Origin of the sequence: Rudanella paleaurantiibacter, from assembly GCF_009184635.1 — a bacterium.
GTDB lineage: Bacteria > Bacteroidota > Bacteroidia > Cytophagales > Spirosomataceae > Rudanella > Rudanella paleaurantiibacter.
Genome location: NZ_WELI01000002.1, coordinates 644,736 through 662,006 on the forward strand (window position 1 = coordinate 644,736; position 17,271 = coordinate 662,006).

15 protein-coding genes are annotated in these 17,271 nt (G+C 54.8%); 6 read left to right on the plus strand and 9 right to left on the minus strand.

What is annotated here, in order from left to right; translation table 11 throughout:
* Positions 1 to 80: 80 nt before the first annotated feature.
* The 6 genes from F5984_RS07490 to F5984_RS07515 all read right to left on the minus strand — a co-directional run bounded on the left by F5984_RS07490 (position 81) and on the right by F5984_RS07515 (position 9,079).
* On the minus strand, positions 81 to 1,529 hold the full coding sequence (locus F5984_RS07490) for a SusD/RagB family nutrient-binding outer membrane lipoprotein (protein ID WP_152123624.1): 1,449 nt from the start codon (positions 1,527 to 1,529) through the stop codon (positions 81 to 83).
* A gap of 22 nt (positions 1,530 to 1,551) precedes the next feature.
* Positions 1,552 to 4,752, minus strand: a complete 3,201-nt coding sequence (locus F5984_RS07495) for a SusC/RagA family TonB-linked outer membrane protein (protein WP_152123625.1) — start codon at positions 4,750 to 4,752, stop codon at positions 1,552 to 1,554.
* 497 nt (positions 4,753 to 5,249) lie between these two features.
* Entirely contained in the window at positions 5,250 to 6,362 is a 1,113-nt protein-coding gene (locus tag F5984_RS07500) for a C40 family peptidase (protein ID WP_246168858.1), read from the minus strand.
* Between the two features lie 70 nt (positions 6,363 to 6,432).
* Positions 6,433 to 6,870: a hypothetical protein gene (locus F5984_RS07505; RefSeq protein WP_152123627.1), complete on the minus strand. Its 438-nt coding sequence runs from the start codon at positions 6,868 to 6,870 to the stop codon at positions 6,433 to 6,435.
* 73 nt (positions 6,871 to 6,943) lie between these two features.
* Positions 6,944 to 8,017 (minus strand): aminotransferase class I/II-fold pyridoxal phosphate-dependent enzyme, encoded by a 1,074-nt coding sequence (locus tag F5984_RS07510; protein WP_152123628.1) that lies wholly within the window; start codon positions 8,015 to 8,017, stop codon positions 6,944 to 6,946.
* A 42-nt stretch (positions 8,018 to 8,059) separates the two neighbouring features.
* Positions 8,060 to 9,079 carry a dipeptide epimerase gene (locus F5984_RS07515; protein WP_152123629.1) on the minus strand — a complete coding sequence of 340 codons (1,020 nt, stop codon included), beginning with the start codon at positions 9,077 to 9,079 and terminating at the stop codon, positions 8,060 to 8,062.
* 129 nt (positions 9,080 to 9,208) lie between these two features.
* On the opposite strand from F5984_RS07515, the gene F5984_RS07520 reads away from it, so the two are divergent.
* Both F5984_RS07520 and F5984_RS07525 read left to right on the plus strand, forming a co-directional pair.
* Complete coding sequence (locus F5984_RS07520; protein ID WP_152123630.1) at positions 9,209 to 10,420, plus strand: putative sugar nucleotidyl transferase; 1,212 nt, start codon at positions 9,209 to 9,211, stop codon at positions 10,418 to 10,420.
* A 51-nt stretch (positions 10,421 to 10,471) separates the two neighbouring features.
* Positions 10,472 to 11,608, plus strand: coding sequence for a DNA polymerase III subunit (locus F5984_RS07525; protein ID WP_152123631.1), 1,137 nt, complete (start codon positions 10,472 to 10,474; stop codon positions 11,606 to 11,608).
* Positions 11,609 to 11,665: 57 nt separating this feature from the next.
* On the opposite strand, the gene F5984_RS07530 is transcribed toward F5984_RS07525, so the two are convergent.
* The gene (locus tag F5984_RS07530; protein ID WP_152123632.1) at positions 11,666 to 12,217 is read right to left on the minus strand and encodes a hypothetical protein; all 552 of its coding nucleotides are present in this window, start codon (positions 12,215 to 12,217) and stop codon (positions 11,666 to 11,668) included.
* A gap of 152 nt (positions 12,218 to 12,369) precedes the next feature.
* On the opposite strand from F5984_RS07530, the gene F5984_RS07535 reads away from it, so the two are divergent.
* Positions 12,370 to 13,293, plus strand: a complete 924-nt coding sequence (locus F5984_RS07535) for a TIGR01777 family oxidoreductase (protein WP_152123633.1) — start codon at positions 12,370 to 12,372, stop codon at positions 13,291 to 13,293.
* A 148-nt stretch (positions 13,294 to 13,441) separates the two neighbouring features.
* Positions 13,442 to 14,650, plus strand: a complete 1,209-nt coding sequence (locus tag F5984_RS07540; protein WP_152123634.1) for an acetyl-CoA C-acetyltransferase — start codon at positions 13,442 to 13,444, stop codon at positions 14,648 to 14,650.
* Positions 14,651 to 14,733: 83 nt separating this feature from the next.
* Here F5984_RS07540 and F5984_RS07545 read toward each other — a convergent pair whose 3' ends face one another.
* Positions 14,734 to 14,967 (minus strand): hypothetical protein, encoded by a 234-nt coding sequence (locus tag F5984_RS07545; protein WP_152123635.1) that lies wholly within the window; start codon positions 14,965 to 14,967, stop codon positions 14,734 to 14,736.
* A 196-nt stretch (positions 14,968 to 15,163) separates the two neighbouring features.
* A complete protein-coding gene (locus tag F5984_RS26515) occupies positions 15,164 to 15,370 on the minus strand; it encodes a hypothetical protein (RefSeq protein ID WP_157580210.1) in 207 nt (68 codons plus the stop codon).
* 145 nt (positions 15,371 to 15,515) lie between these two features.
* On the opposite strand from F5984_RS26515, the gene F5984_RS07555 reads away from it, so the two are divergent.
* Both F5984_RS07555 and F5984_RS07560 read left to right on the plus strand, forming a co-directional pair.
* Positions 15,516 to 16,100 carry an RNA polymerase sigma factor gene (locus F5984_RS07555; protein ID WP_152123636.1) on the plus strand — a complete coding sequence of 195 codons (585 nt, stop codon included), beginning with the start codon at positions 15,516 to 15,518 and terminating at the stop codon, positions 16,098 to 16,100.
* A gap of 104 nt (positions 16,101 to 16,204) precedes the next feature.
* Entirely contained in the window at positions 16,205 to 17,233 is a 1,029-nt protein-coding gene (locus tag F5984_RS07560) for a S1C family serine protease (RefSeq protein WP_152123637.1), read from the plus strand.
* The last annotated feature ends 38 nt before the right edge of the window (positions 17,234 to 17,271 follow it).

The window sequence follows — 17,271 nt, forward strand, 5'->3', positions numbered from 1 at the left end:
ACTCCAACCAAAAACCCTATATGCAAAACGCCCCGACCAGATTGGTCGGGGCGTTTTACTTGTTGAGCAAATCAGAAAGACTACTGCTTGTCCCACCAAACGCGTGAGTACTGCGTATCGGCTCCCTGACGGGCCACTACGTCCGCGTAGTTCTTCGCGTTGAGCGTAGTTTCGGTAACCGGATACGCCAGCCGCCGGGGAATATCCGTACCGCCGTTGAGCGTTGTCGGAGCTGGTTTCAGCACGGGGAAACCCGTCCGGCGCCATTCGTTCCAGGCTTCAGTACCCTGGAAAAACAGGGCAATCCAACGCTGGGTCGCAATACGCTCAATAGCGTTGGCTTCCGAGTAAGCCACGTTGGGCTGAGCAATGTACGCTGTGTAGGCCGCTTCAGTATAGGCTGCACCCATCCACTGTTGTAACGAAGCTTTCACCGCCGACTCGTACAGCGTTTTGGCGTTGCCCGTAGTCCAACCGAGCTTAGCTGCTTCGGCCTGAGCAAACAATACCTGCGCGTAAGTCATCACGTTAACGGGTGAGTCTTGCCGAGCCAGCGTACTACCTGCCAGTGAGAAATTCTGAGCCGGACCCGGCGACGGGAACACGCCATACGGCACCCCAACATACTCACCCCGCTGATTGGGGGCCGCCATAAACGGCAAACGCGGATCACTGACCTGCTTGAGGTAATTCACAAACGTGTTGCTCACCGCAAAGTCTTTCCGGTTAGTTGTCTGGTAATTGTTGTAGAGCGGATTCTCGTTGTTGGCATCAGTCAGATACTTGTACTGAACGTTGTCAGCGTTAGAGGTCAGCACGCCATCGGCCAGAGCAGCCATAAACTCAGCTTTTCCCTTGGCCGGGTCTACTTTCGACAGGCGCAGGGCCGCAATCAGGCGCAACGAGTTGGCAAACTTCTTCCAGCGGGCCGTGTCACCACCAAGCAGAATATCACCCTGCACGGTTGCTCCATCGTCGAACTGAGCCACAGCCTCTTTCCACTCCTTAAACAGGTCATTGTAAATATCCTGCTGCTTATCGAATGCGGGCGAGAAATTCTCGCTGCCTTTCAGCGCCTGCGTGTAGGGTACATCGCCCCAACGATCAGTGATGAACTGGAAGAAATATGCCTTCAGAATCCGGGCAATCGCAATCTGGTTGTTGTTCGAACCATAAGCGGCTACGGCAGCTTTGGTGGTCGGGTCGGTGTTCAGGTTGATTACCTGCTGTAGATTCACCAACGGCCCCGAGTACAACCCATTATAGCTGAAATTGACTGTTTTATAGCGCGAGTCTTCGATATACGTAACATCGCCAAACTGCTGCACATACAGCGCCGGTACAATATTGAACGAACCCGGCCCTACCTGCGCATTCACCGTACCAACGTTACGCACAGCGCCCGTCAGCAAGCTACCCGTGTTAGCCGTCAGCGGGCTATTGGGGTTGACGTTGATCTCGTCAAATTTGTTGCAGGCTGTGGTCGTTGCCAACAAGCCCGCCAAGAGTATGAATTTGTGCCCTTTCATGGGAGTTTCGACAGAATTAAAATTATAGACCTAACCGAACATTAACCCCGAACGAACGTACCGGTGGCAGCTGCCCACCTTCGTACCAGATGGTTTCTGACTCCGAAATGTCGATACCACCGCCAATAGCGCTGTAAATCAGCAGCGGGTTCCGGGCAATAAGCGATACGTTGGCCGACTTGATAAACCGACCCAGCACGCGGGTTGGCAGGTTGTAGCCAATCGACACCTCGCGGAGTTTCACGTAGGATTTGTCGTAAATCCAGCGCTCGTTGAGGGCAAACAGCCAGTTTTCGTACAGGTTTTGTGCTTCTACACGGGTTGTATTGGGGCGGCCCTCTTCGGTCACGCCTTCGAGCAGAATACCACCACCATCGGCCACAGGGTCACGCTTGGGGTTGCCCAACTCGTTCAGGCCAGCTGTTTCGGCCGCCAGACCCGAGTACGCGTTAAACATTTTTGTGGTCGAGAAGAATTTGCCACCCACCACAAAGTCGGTGTTCACGCGCATGGTTACGCCTTTGTACGCGAAGGTGTTCAACCAGCCGCCTTTAAACTTGGGCAGTACCGAACCGAGATATACGTTGTCTTCTTTCACGTACAAGCCCGCGTTGCTGCCCGAGCCGTAAACCACGGGTTGTCCGTTGGCGTCTTTCTTGATCCCCTGACCATACAGAGCGCCCCAGTCCTGCCCCACACGGGCATTCAGGGTCAGCGTACGCCACTGCGGGCCATCTACCTGATAGTTGGTCAGCCCTTCGGCCAGCTCTACAACTTTAGAACGGTTGCGGTCGAAGTTCAGGTCAAAGTCCCAGTTGAAGCCATTTGCCGAACGAATCGGGCTGGCAAACAGGTGCAGCTCCAGACCCGACGTTTGAATCAGACCGGCGTTGATAATCGCGTTGGTGTAACCGCTCGTGGGGGCCACCGGCAACGGGATAATCTGGTTCCGGTTGTTGTTCTGATAGGCCGTAAACTCCAGCCCGAACCGGTTGTTAAGGAAGCGCAAGTCGATACCCCCTTCGTACGACGACGACAGACCCGGCAACAGGCCCGCGTTGGGCAGCGTACCCGGCAGGAAGAACGTAGAGTTGTTGCCATACGATGTACCCACCGAATAGGCCAGCGCCGTTTGGTAAGGACCTACGTCGGTACCCACCTGCGCGTAACCCGCCCGGATTTTACCGTACGACAGCACGTTGTTGCGTGGAATCAGCTCGGTAAACACCAGACCCGCCGATACCGAGGGGTACAGGTACGAGTTGTTGCCAGCCGGCAGAGTCGACGACCAGTCGTTGCGCAACGAAGCTTCCACGAATACAAAATCGCGGAAACCAATGCTCACGTTACCAAATAAGCTATTTACCTGACGTTCAAACAGGTAATTGTTGGCCACAGGGCGGCTGATCGAACCAGCTATGTTGTAAAAGCCCGGTGCAGACAAGCCACCAACCGTGGCCTGAAACAAGCCGTCTGTCCGGTTATAGCGGATGTTACCGCCCGCATTGGCCACAATCGAGAGATCTTTGAAATCCTGGGCGTAGTTCACCAGCAATTCGTAGTTGTTCTCCCGCGAGCTCGAAGCCAGCGTTGAGAAACCACCCCGGCCCCCCTCGTTGAGCGTGCCGGTAGCAATACGGCCCTCCTGGTAATAGTTGTTCTGATCCCGGCGCACCGTGGCCGAAGCTTTCAGGTTTGGCGTGAACTGATACGTCAGGCCAAAGTCACCAAACAACCGGTCGCCCCGGTTCACGTTGGTGTTTTCGTAGGCCTGCGTAAAGGGGCTGTCCCAATACTTGGGCCGGGGGTCGGTTGGTCCGCCAATGTTCCAGCTCCGGAACGTTCCGTCGGGGTTTTTGTAGTTGCGGAGATCGTCCATACGCAACTGCCGCTGAAACCACTGGTTAAACGAGCCGATGGTTTGGTTGTAGCCGTTCAGAATGGCATTTGATACGCCAATGGGGCTACCACCGGGCGTAGTCCCTCCCGACGAGCCGTACCGGTCAGCGGGTTGGTTCACCGTACGCGTTGAGGTGTAGTTCAGGTTCAGGTTGGCCGTCAGGTTCTTACCAAACACAATCGAGTTTTTGGCACTGATGAAATCCCGCGACTGCGCTGAGTTGGGAATGATACCGTTGTTGGTGATGTGTGAGTACGAAATCCGGCTCTGAAACGCTTCGGTGCCGCGCGAAAATGCAATATTGGTGTTGTTGCTGATGGGCTTCTCGAAGAAGTCGCGTACGTTGTTGGGTTGCGGAGAGAACGGGGTCAACTGCCCGAACTCAGGCCCCTGCTGCCACGAGAACGCCGAGCGGTGAGGGCTTCCATCCAGGCGAGGGCCCCAGCTTTCGTCGGCTGAGTAGTCCAGAATTTTCTGCCCATTGAACGAGGCCCAGTTGGCCGGGTGAATTTTGGGGTCAAACTCAAACGTTTCCCAATCCTGCGAGTAACCACCGCCGTACTCGTTCTGGTACTTAGGCAACATGGCCACCATATCGAGCGTGGTGCTGTGGTTAATATCAAGCCGGGTTTCGCCAGCCTTAGCGCGCTTGGTCGTGATGACAATAACCCCGGCCGAGGCCCGGTTACCGTACAGAGCCGTTGCCGAAGGCCCTTTCAGTACCGACAGGTTTTCGACATCGTCCATGTTCACCTGGCTCACGTCGGTTGGTGTTCCGTCAACTACGTAGAGCGGGTCGTTACCGGTGAGCGAGTTCACCCCCCGAATCCGAATGGAGGGCGTACCAAACTTAGCTCCCGACTGCCCAAGCACCTGCACCCCGGCAATTTTACCGGCGAGGGCGTTGGCCACGTTCTGCTCGCGGGCAATGTTCAGTTTCTCCTGCTTGATTTCCTGAACCGCATAGTTGAGCGCTTTTTTATCGCGGGCAATGCCGAGCGCCGTTACCACTACTTCCTGCAACTGCGACGCGTCGGTAGCCAACGCGAGGTCAATTGTCGAACGGCTTCCTACTGCTACTTCCTGCCGGGCAAATCCGATAAAACTAAAAACAAGGGTTGCGCCTTCGGGTACGTTGAGTCGATACTGGCCATCTACGTCTGTACTGGTTCCCCGTGAGGTTCCTTTAACCGTAACGTTTACACCAGGTAGCGTGGAGCCATCCTCTGCTGATGTCACTTTGCCCGTCACCACCCGATCCTGGGCCAGCAAGGGCAAACTGAACATGCACAGCAAAAGCTGTACAATTAAAAGTTTACGCATGTTTGTTAAGATGATTGACTTTAGTTAGGAGACAAATATCTTAAAATTTGTTAACAGTTAAAGATTCTGTCAAATACCTACTTTGCAGAACATCATTACGATTATCAATAAAATAACGGTTAAAAATGATAAAAATATTATTTTTCCTACCTCATAAGTCTATTAAACCAAACCACCTGATGTTACGCAGATATTAAGTAATTTACTTATCACTTTTTTAAGATAACACCTGTTTACTAAGCGGAATAAAAGACTCATTTATAGGCCCCATTTAACGCTACGTTAATCTATATACGATGCTACTTAAACTTGTCTGCATACTAATTAGCAAAGCAACTAAAAACGGGCACTTGTAGTAATACTACTTAAGTATACGAATAGAACCATTATGAAAATAACGAGTGTAGGCCCGCTAAAGAAGGCACGCAGGCTTTAATCCTATTTTAATACTCTCCCGATTTAGTGGCCTTCACCCTGTATCTAACCTTCTGCTTAGGCTACCGCATCCGCTTGGCCCGCAGAAACCGTTTCCACTCGTATTCGTTGAAATGGGGCGCTTTGGGGTCGAGGCTGGCGACCCGAATATGACCCGACGCGTGAATAAACTCGCCGTTACCCAGCCACATACCTACGTGCACCACTCGCTCGGGCTTGTCGGGGGTAGCGGGCGTTCCGAAAAACAACAGATCGCCCGGCCGAAGCTGGGAGAAATCATGGTCGGGTGTGGGTACCAGAGTCCCCTGATGCACCTGCTGCGAGGCATCACGGGCGAGCATAGTCCCGTTGAGCGCGTACACCGTTTTGGTAAAACCGCTGCAATCCATCCCCTTAGTCGAGGTACCGCCCCAGAGGTACGGAATCCCCATCAGTCGGCGGGCGGCTTGGGTCAACGATGCTTCGGTAGCTGCGGCACTGGCCTTCCAGTCGGTGTACGGCTGGGCTTCTGCTCGCCCCACAAACCCCGTGCGGCCGTCGGGGTAGCGTACTTCGTAAAACTTTTTTGTGGTGCCTACCAGCGTCAGCAGGTTTCCGGCCACCAGATCCGAAACCGTTTGCGATTCCCGGTCGGGCTTGCTGTAGCAAAACCCAAACGGTTGGGTATATATAAGCTTGGACGTTTGCTCCCAGGCCTCAAACTGCGTTTTATTCATCCGCTCGAAACCGCCAAAATCGACCCAGGCAATGTACCCGTCGGGCGTTTGTACCTGATACCAGCCGCGGTCTTTGTCCCAAACCCGCAGGGGTGTACCCAGCAGAGCCTGTGTAGCCAGTTCGGCCGCGTCGCGGGGGTTTGAGCGCAGGTTAGCCACCGATACCGTCACGACGGCATAGGTTTTATCTTCGAGCGAGGGGGCAGGCAACACCTGAATCGCTTCCCGGACCGGCATCCTTCGGGCATTCAGCCGCGCGAGCAACGCTTGTTTGGCTTCGGGCAGGTTGGTTTTGCCGGTCAGCGTGCCGGCCGAATCGAGGGTTACCTGAAACAAAGCCACCCGGCCGTCGGGCGCGTACTGCTGCCGAACCGAGTCGATAACCGACGTGATCGATTGAGCCAGACCAACCGAATAAGCCAATACGGCAATACCTACCGAAAGAAGAAAGCGCATCATGGTACAAAATAAGCAAAAAGAGGCCAGCAACGGCCAAAACCGCTACCGACCCCGTAAACCGTTGGCTATGTTATTGCCGTTTGGCTTCGACCACTAACCGCTCGCCGTTTTCGGTAAAATCAAGTTTGATGGTGTTGCCATCGGTCGTACCGTAGGTAGCCCCGTTGAAATTCAGGTTCAGCGTTCGGCCGCTCTCGGCCAGGTCAAAATCCTGCAAATCAAGGTTCCGATCTTGCTCCCCCGTCGTTTTTATGGTAATCACAATGGTTACGGCATCATCGCGGTTATCGAATCGCTGCGCCACCAGTGTTCCCGACTGCGACACCCCATTGACCGACCGGGGCAGGGTCACATCGTAATCGTCGACCGTACCGGGCGCGTCGTAGGCAATCCGGCTCACTACGTATGTACCCGCTACACGCGCACTCGCTACGGGCATTGGTTCATCTTCTTTTTTGCAGGATGCAAAGGCCAGTAGGCCCACCAGCAATAGCAATAAGTGTTTCATGGCGTTTTTTCTACATGATACCGTATTGCCGAACCCTCAAACCAACATACTGAGTAAACGGGAATTATCTGTTTCAACGGCCGCCAAACGCTTGTACTACCTCGCCTAATCGCTCAATGTCGGCGGGTTCGTGAAACGCACTGATGACAATACGGGTATTGGCCTTATCGCGCGGGGTTGGGTAAGCAAAGGAGTAGATAAACAGGTCGTGCCGGAGCGCGTGGGCGTACAGCTCGTCGTGTTCGGTATAAAAAACGGGGTAATGCGGTGCCTGCCTGAACAAACCTGTTGGCAGCAACACCTCCTCAGCCAGCGTTACCAGCCGGGCCAGCCGGACCTGAGCCTCGGCATACAGTTCCTCAGCCCCGGCAAATGCGGCCAACGGAGCCGGTGCCATAGGCGACGCCCCTCCGAAAAATGAAGTGTGCCGGATGCCCTCTACCGTAACCGAATCGGCCAGCACCAGCCCGCCCGGCAAGCCCATGGCCTTAGCCAGCGAGGCTGTTACCACCAACCGAACCGAGGCCGGTAGTTGCGCGGACAACTCAGCCCAGATACCCCGGTTCCGTACCCCAATTCCGTGCGAATCGTCGACAACGAGCGTCAGGGCCGGGTGGTGGGGCAATTGTCGCACCCAATCGAAGGAGTATGCAACCGACCGCACGGCGTCGAGGGAGTTCATGGCCAATACCAGCGGGCGGGCCCTCTGCTGCTGTACCTGCGCGGGCAGGTCGGCCACCCAACTGTCGAACGATTGCTGAGGCAGCGGCACGGCCGTGCGGTGCCACAAGGCCGGGTGAGTGTGCGGACCGTACATAAACACCGTGTCGGGGTTGGTGGCCAGATACTGCATCACCACCTGCCCGGCCATCATGCCCGACGATACCGTGAGGGCCGCCGGGGCCGAAGTCCAGAGGGCCAGAGCCTGTTCGGCTTCTTCGTACACCCGAAGCCGCAAATTGCCGTTGCGCGAACTGCCAAATACAGTGCCGTATTGACTCATAGCCTGAATAACCCGTGCCTGAAATGCCGGATTCTGGCTCAGGCCGAGGTACGAAGTGCCCGAAAAAAACAGGCATTGCCGGCGGGCATAGGTTACGTACCGGCCGGGTAACTGATCGATGGTTAAGTGGGTGTCAGGGTTCAACGGGGCAGCATTTGGGCGTTTTGGGACAGCACAAAGGGTAAATCAGGCAGGCAGCATGGCACCGGTTCCATTTTCGGGGGCGTAAATCACCCGGCCGTAATCGAGCGTAACGCCCGAAGCCGGATCGTTGGTGATGAGCAAGGTGCCGTCCATATCGACGTAATCGAGCAGGGGCAACAACTGCGCAATGGCCGAAATTCCGACGCTACTTTCGGTCATACACCCCACCATGACCGACATACCCGCGCTTTTCGCCCGGTCGATCATGCGCCGGGCGGGGGTCAGGCCTCCGCACTTGGTCAGCTTGATATTGACACCGTGAAACCGGTTTATACACTTATCCACATCGTTTTCCACAATGCAGCTTTCATCGGCCAATATGGGCAGGGCACTTTCGGCAAACACCCGCGCCTGTCCAGTGTAGTCATCGGCTGGGAGGGGCTGCTCAATAAATTCCACGTTAAGGGCTTTCAGTTCGGGGGCAAACTGAATCGTTTGCCCGGCCGTCCAGCCACAGTTCGCGTCAACCCGAAACCGGGCGTCGGTATGTTTGCGCAGTTCGCGCACAATAGCCATATCGTCGGGCGTACCCAGCTTGATCTTGTACAGGGGCCACGGTAGCTCCTGCATCTTAGCCACCATTTTCTCCACGGTATCGATCCCGATGGTGTAGTTGGTAATGGGGTTGCGGGCCGGGTCGAGGTGCCAGTATTGGTACAGGGGCACGCCCGCCCGTTTGGCCACCAGATCGTGCATGGCTTCGTCGAGGGCACACTGAGCAAACGGATTATCGCGCAGGTAGGGATGCACAAGCGCCCAGAAGCTCTCGGCTGAGTGGGTCTCGGCTTCACGCTCAATCACGTCCCGAATGGCTTCCAGATCGGCCACCATCCGGTCGATGGTGATCCCGTAATATTTATTGGCTGTAGCTTCGCCGAAGCCGCGTCGGCCGTTGGCGTCGCGGAGTTCAATCACCAGCGTCTGTTGCACATCGCGCGAGTCGTGGGCAATGGTAAACGTATGTTTCAGGCGCAGGTCGAACCGGTGGAAAAAGAGTTTCATAGCCCGTAAAACTACAGAGATATGCGGTTGAATACCCGCCCAGGAAGCAACAATGTTAGGTAGACGAGCCAGACGGGCAATTTTTCTGAGCGGGTTTCTGCTTTGCGCCGGAAGCCGGATATTTGCAGTATGACAACGAATCTGATTCTATTCGATGATCCTGCCATCCGGGTGCATCTGTTGCCGTTTACGTTTACGCGCCCCGTGGCCGAACTTCGGGTAGGTATTCTGACCATTGCCGAAAAATGGGCTACCTGGCTTCAAACGAAGCCTTCGTATCTGACCCAACCGTATTTGCAAGCTAAGTTTCCGCATCAGACCAACGCACCTGAGCACCTGTACATCAACGGCAGCTTGTGCCCCACGGCCGCTTTGGTCGAGGCCGTACAGACGCTGACGGTGGGCGAATCGCTGGTAGCGCCCGACGGGCAACTGTTGGCCGTTCGGAGCCGCGACCCTCTGCGCCAGCCGCCCCAAACCGACGCGTGGGTGGCCCGCCCGTTTGCCGAGCCAATCACGCTTATCAGCCGAATCTGGCATATGCTGGCCGAGAACGGGGCGCAAATCCGGGTCGATTTGGCCAAAATCACCGAGGGGCGCACCTCACAACCTATCACCGACCCATTTACGCACTGCTACGCGCCCGAAAATATTTTTCTGGAACCCGGCGCGCAGGTGCGGGCGTCGGTTCTGAACGCCGAAAATGGCCCCATTTATCTCGGCAAAAACGCTGTGGTAAGCGAGGGTTCCGTAGTCATTGGACCATTTGCTTTGGGCGAAGACTCCACCGTGCAGTGGGGTAGTCGTATGCGGATGAACACCACCATTGGCCCTTTCAGCAAAGTGGGGGGCGAGGTAGGCAACTCCATTCTGATTGGCTATGGTGCCAAGCAGCACGACGGGTATCTGGGCAATTCGGTGATTGGCGAATGGTGCAACCTTGGGGCCAACACTAACAATTCGAACCTCAAAAACGACTACACCAACGTCAAGCTGCATAGCTACGCCACCGATCAGCTCGAAGATTCGGGGCAGATGTTTGCCGGGCTGTTTATGGGCGATTTCACGCGGGCGGGCATCAGCACCATGTTCAACACGGGTACGGTAGTGGGCGTTAACGTAAACGTGTACGGCGGTGGCTTTCAGCCCAAATACATTCCGTCGTTTTCGTGGGGTGGGGCCGATACGGGCTTTGCCACATACCGTTTCGAAAAGGCGTTGCAGGTGGCTCGTGAGGCCTACGTTCGGCGCGGCCGGGAGTTCGATGCCGTGGAGGAGGCTATTCTGCGCACTATTTTCGAGCAGGAAACCCGCCGGTACGAATCACCCGAAGCGCAGTAATCCCGGCCCTACCGACGTTTTTCGCCAGTCGATATTCTTCCCCCGTAACCCATGCTCTTCCGCGATATTATTGGTCACGACGACCTCAAGCAACACCTGGTTCGGGCGGTGCAGCAGAACCACCTCGCCCACGCCCAACTGTTCGACGGGCCTACCGGGAGTGCCAACCTCGCCCTCGCGCTGGCATTGGCCACGTACGTCAACTGCGAAGACCCGCAAGGCACGGGTACGCCCGAAGCCGATGCCTGCGGCCGGTGCGCGTCGTGCATCAAAATGAACAAACTGGTCCACCCCGACCTGCATCTGGTGTTTCCAGTGGCCAATATGGGCAGCAAGGCCAAAACGAGCGAGGCTTTTCTGGCCGACTGGCGGCAGATGGTGCTTCAGTCCCCCTACCGCACCCTGCCCGAGTGGCTCGAACAAACCGGAGCCGATAACAAGCAGGGTAACATTTCGGCCGAGGAAGCCCGCAGCATTATCCAGAAACTGGCTCTCAAAGCGTACGAAGGCCGGTACAAGATCATGTTGATCTGGCTACCCGAACTGATGAATGTGGCCTCGGCCAACGCCCTACTCAAAGTACTCGAAGAACCACCCGAGCGCACCTTGTTTCTGCTGGTGACCAATCAGCCCGACAAACTGCTGATTACCATTCTGTCGCGGACGCAGCGGGTAGCGGTTCGGGCCTTTACCGACGACGAGGTGGCTCTGTACTTACGGCAGGCGCATAACCTCGACGAAACCCGGGCCCGGCAGGCGGCTTTTCTGGCCAATGGCGATATGGCTGCGGCCCTGCAGCTGCTCCGTACTGAACCTGAGAGCGGCCCCGACCGGCACAGTTGGTTTGCCGACTGGATGAGGGCCTGCTACCGGCAGGATCTGATGGCCCTGGTAAAGCAGGCCGACCAGTTCGATGGGTTCAGCAAGGAAAAACAAAAGGGGCTTATGGAGTACAGCCTGCGGTTGTGCCGCGACCTGTTTTTGTGGCAGCAAGGGGCCCAATCGCTGCTCCGGTTGCCCGAGGATGAACTCACGTTTGTGAAAAACTTTGCGAAGGTGCTACAACCCGTACATATTGAACGGATTATCACCGACATTAACGAGGCCGCCTACCACATCGAACGAAATGCCCGCGCCAAAATGGTTTTGCTGGATCTGTCGCTGACGTTTAGCCGGTTGATACGATAAAAAGGAAAGGAGGAAGGAAAAAGGTTGCCCACGCTTGCGTTCCCTTCCTCCCCTCTTTTACTCAAACTCCTTTGGCAACCCAAGTTGCCGGGCGTAGTGGGCCGAACAGAAAGTATGCACACGCTGGAGGAGGCTATTCATGTCGTCGGCAAATTCTACAAAATAATCGGGGTCAAGTTTAAGCAGCTTTTTCAGGAGTTGATCGGTCCGCTTGGCAATGTACAACGCACATTTGTCCGTGCGACTATTATAAGTACGTAGCTGATCGGGGCGCTCTTCGAAAAACGAATTGAGCATGTAAATACCCAATTCGACCTCCCCGTACTTGTCTTTGGTTACCTTACCATGCCGGGTTATGTAGCCGCTGATGGTACGCATATCCATCATGATCCACCCGGCCGAATCCTGCTTGAGCCGCACCGTGCGGTCGATAAACTCACGAATCACCATCCGGCGCTCATCAACCGTTTGTCCGTGCTCAATCAGCTCAAACTGAAGCCGTTCGAGCAGTAACGCATCTTTGGTAATAAGCCGCAGTAGCAGTTTATCTTTTTCGTTTTCGGGAAGCCGAACAATGGCACGTTTGAGATCGGGATCGATGGCGGGCATAGGCACAGTGAACAGGTAACAGCGAACAGAGAGCAACAAACAGTTCTTCGCTGCAAAGAAACAGATAATTGGTATTAACCGTTACTTCATAGCTGACCAAACCATTTACGCCAGGTGGTGTTGGTTGTTCACTGTTGGCTGTTCACTGCATTATGACTATTCTGATTACGGGCGGTACCGGAAGTATTGGCCGCCGACTCACCCAACTTTTACAACAGCAAGGCCACACGGTTGCCTGGCTAAGCCGCTCTGAGCAATCTGTCCCGAATGTGCAGGTGTACCACTGGGATGTCCGAAAGAGCCAGATCGATGCGCAGGCCGTTGCCAACGCCGACGCCATTATTCACCTGGCCGGGGCTGGTATTGCCGATGAGCGCTGGAGCGACGCCCGCAAGCGCGAGATTCTGGAAAGCCGCACTCAATCGACGGCGTTGCTGGCCCAGGCGCTGCGCAACACACCCAACCGGGTACGAGTGTTTGTCTCGTCGTCGGCTATTGGCTACTACGGTGGCGATACCGGCGACCGCCCCATGAACGAGACCAGCCCAGCCGGCAACGATTTTCTGGCGCAGGTAACCCGTGCCTGGGAGCGGTCGGTTGACGATATAGACGCTATCCGAACCCCCGAGGGGCAGCCCATTCGCACGGTACGCATCCGTACGGGTGTCGTGCTCACCATGGCGGGCGGAGCCTTGCCAAAACTGGTACAACCCATTCGGCTGGGGGCCGGTGCCGCTATCGGATCGGGACAGCAGTATATTTCGTGGATTCACGTCGACGATATATGTCAGCTATTTATTCAGGCTGTCGAAACAGAGTCGTGGAAAGGCGCTTACAATGGCGTAGCCCCTGAGCCGGTCACTAACGAAGTTCTCACCCGCGAGATCGCCAGTGTACTCAAGCGACCACTTATTCTGCCCAAAGTACCGGCTTTTGCCATCAAGCTCGCTTTTGGCGAACTGGCCGTAACTGTGCTGGGCAGCAGTTTGGTACTCAACAAACGGATTGCCCACGAAACCACGTTTGCGTACAAATTCCCCAGATTGCGCGACGCCCTTGAGGATTTGCTGAAGTAGCGGATTAGCTACTCCTACATAAACGCACTTTTCGACCTGCCATATACCATTTGGTATTGTGTAAGGTACCCCTTCGGACAAAGATGGTATGCGTGCATACAAATCTGTATCTTTGGCCAAAGACTACAAACTAAAAACCTTACGCCCAATGGCAGACGCTTTCATCTACGACGCCGTGCGCACCCCTCGCGGACGGGGCAAGAGCGATGGGTCGCTCCACGATATTCAGCCCATTCAGTTATTAACCAGTGTACTGACCAACCTACGCGACCGCAATGGACTGGATACCAGCCTGATCGACGACGTGATTATGGGCTGCGTAACGCCCGTAGGCGAGCAGGGCGCCGATATTGCCCGTACGGCCGTGCTCGAAGCAGGCTATGCCGAATCGGTAGCCGGGGTGCAACTCAACCGGTTTTGCTCATCGGGGCTGGAGGCCATCAATATGGCTGCAGCCTACGTGATGTCGGGGCAGGTAGACGCCATTGTAGCCGGTGGTGTGGAGTCTATGTCAAGGGTACCAATGGGAACCGACGGGGGTGCTCTGTTTATGAATCCGCAGATTGTAGCCCGGCACAACATTGTTCCGCAGGGTATTTCGGCCGATCTGATCGCCACTAAATACGGCTACACGCGTGCGGCCGCTGATGCCTTCGCGGCCGAATCGTACCGCCGGGCTGAGGCCGCCCAGGCCGACAACCGGTTTGCCCGGACGCTCGTACCTCTCCGCGACGAAATTGGGCAGGTAGTGCTGGACCGCGACGAGGGCGTCCGCCCCGGCACAACGGCCGAGAGCTTAGGTAAGCTGAAACCGGCGTTTGAGATGATGGGACAAATGGGCCTCGACGCGCTGGCTCTGCTCAAATACGCCGAGTATAACAAGATCAACCACGTACACCATGCTGGTAACTCGTCGCAGATTGTCGACGGATCGGCGGGGGTGTTGATCGGGAGCAAAGAGTTCGGTGAGAAAGCCGGCCTCAAGCCCCGCGCCCGCATCAAGGCCTTTGCTATTGTTGGGTCGGAGCCCACCATTATGCTTACCGGCCCTATTCCGGCCACGCGGAAGGTGCTTAAAAAAGCTGGTATGGCTATCAGCGACATCGACCTGTTCGAGGTCAACGAGGCTTTTGCGGCCGTACCCATGCTGTTTATGGACGAGCTGGGCGTTGACCACAGCCAGCTCAATGTCAACGGGGGTTCTATTGCGCTGGGGCACCCACTGGGGGCCACCGGGGCCATCATCTCTGCCACCCTCATCGACGAGTTGGAGCGTTCCGACAAACAAATCGGCCTGTCGACCCTTTGTATCGGCGGGGGCATGGGCATTGCCACCATTTTTGAGCGAGTAAATTAAAAAGAGGGAGAAGAGAAGAAAGGAGAAAGGGAAGACTACGCTTGCGTTCCTTTTCTCCCTTCTCCTTTCTCCCCCCTTTTCTCTTATTTCCGACTACCGTTGCGTGAGCCGCTATGGCCCGAATGGCCATGCCCACCCCGCTCATCGGCCAATTGCTCTTTCGATTTGGCTTCGTGGTGATCCTCCTCGGGTTCCTGCTTCGATTTATGTTCATTGCCCATCACCTGTTCCATGTTCGGGCGTCGTCCGGTAGTATCGTAGCCGTGCTGATGATTGGGCTCCGAGCCGGGTTGCTGGGTTGTTTTGTTGTTAGCCATAACAATTGAGTGTTTGTTTAGGCTAATAACCTACCGAAAATATAGATTGTTATATGGCAGGGAAAGGAACAGAGGTAAGGAAGAAGGGAAAAGAGGGATACTGATAAGCAGGTCGGTCTTTTTCGATCATTTAAAAAGCAAAACGGCGACTCAGTTGTGAGCCGCCGTTTTTGGGGTTGCAAAACGTGTTTGCAAATTACTTAGCTGAATCAGCAGGCATAGCAGCGGCTGAAGAATCCGTAGCCATCGTGCTGTCAGTTGCTACAGTAGCTGATGAATCCATCGTCATTGACGTAGAGTCAGCAGTCGTAGTAGTTTCAGTGCTTTCAGCTTTCTTCTGGCAAGAAGTAGCCAGAGCGATCATTGCCAGGAAGAAGAATGAAGATTTTACAAGAGCTTTCATGATATTGGGGTAGTTTAACGTTAACGATTAATACCAACCTTAATACCCGACCGAGAAATAGGTAACCCACGTTTTTGAGAAAATTTTAAAACTTTTTTTTGGGTTACTATTTTGGTGAAACTGTATTAACTAATGAGCGCGATTAATGAGGGAGACGATTCGTTTGCACTGGACTGACGAAGCCCTGCTGGATGGCCTGGCGAGCGGATCGGATGCGGCTCTGAATCAGTTGTATCAACGGTACTTCCCGATGACACTGCACCTGATTCTGAGTAATAACGGAAGTGAAGACGACGCGAAGGACATCTTTCAGGAAGCGTTGGTTGTTTTGTACGAACGCGCTCAGGACGAGACGTTTGCACTAAGCGCCCAACTCAAAACGTACCTGTATTCGGTTTGCCGACGCCTTTGGCTCAAGCAGCTGTCCCGACGGGGGCGTTTCGGAAGCCTCGCGGCCGACGAGCTCAACGAGTCGGATGAACTTCTGTCTACCGACGAAGACCTCACCGAACACGAGCGCCGGAATGAGCAGTTCGATCTGATGGCAGCCTCGCTGGCGAAACTGGGCGAGCCCTGCCGTACGTTACTTGAAGATTTTTATATCCGTCAGTTGTCTATGCAGGACATCACGGAAAAGTTTGGGTACACCAATACCGACAATGCGAAGACGCAGAAGTACAAGTGCCTCATGCGATTGAAGCGATTGTTTTTTTCGGATTACCAAGAATAGTACATGTATGATGGCTAATGAATAATGTATAATGAATTAAGACGGGTTTGTTCGTAACGTCTAATCATTCATTCCACATTATCCATTTTACATTCCATAAAAGGATGAACGAGGAAAAGCAAATTACCGACGCCCTTGAGCAGTATGGTCGCCGGTTGGTTTTTAAGGAACGTTTGGCAAGGGCTCAGGCAAGCATCGATATGGATTCGATGCGGCAACGAGCCCAGATGCTGGCTACCGACGCCGAGCCACCCGTAAAACGGATTGGCCGCGTGCGCGAGCTGTGGCAAACCTACCGCTCTACCTTTGCGGTGGCCGCGGCTGTAGCCATCGTGACTACCTTCTCGACCCTGTTTCTGGTTCGTTATTACCGCAATACTACTCAGCAGCAGGAGCAGTACAGCATGTTGCGTCGGGATGTACAGGCTATTAAGCAATCGCAGAACCGGATTCTCGATGGCCTCAGCGTCCGCCGGAAATCGCTAATTACGGTAAACCCCGGTCAAATTGCCGGTACCAGCTTTCTGCTCAATTCCGACGGCTATCTGGTCACCAACAACCATATTGTACAGGGAGCCGACTCGGTATATGTACAGAGTCAGTCGGGCGATGTGTATAAGGCCCGGGTTGTGTACGCCGACAAAGGCTATGATTTGGCTATTTTGAGTGTGCGCGACGACAGTACGTTCCGGCCCGGTCAGGTGGTGCCCTACGGATTTGACCCGCGCCCGTCTGATTTGGGCGAGCGAGTGTTTACCCTCGGTTTTCCCCGCGACGAGATTGTGTACGGCGAAGGCTACGTAAGCAGTGGTACCGGCTACCGCAACGATTCATCGGCGTATCAGGTAGCCATCAGTGTAAACCCCGGCAACTCGGGTGGCCCGCTGCTCGACGGCAGTGGCAACGTGATCGGAATTATCAGCGGTAAGCAAGTTTCGAGCGAAGGCGCTTCGTTTGCGATCAAAACCGACTTTCTTTATCGCGCTATTAGTGCCATTCCGAATGATTCGCTCAAGGGACAACCCCTGAAGTTAAGCCGCCGGAGCGCCCTAAGCCGCCTACCTCGCACTCAGCAGATTAAGCGAGTACAGCAGAACGTGTATATGGTGAAGGTGTTCAAGCACAAGGAATAGTGAAGAGCACGGTTCCAAAAGAGCTTCATTTCATTCAT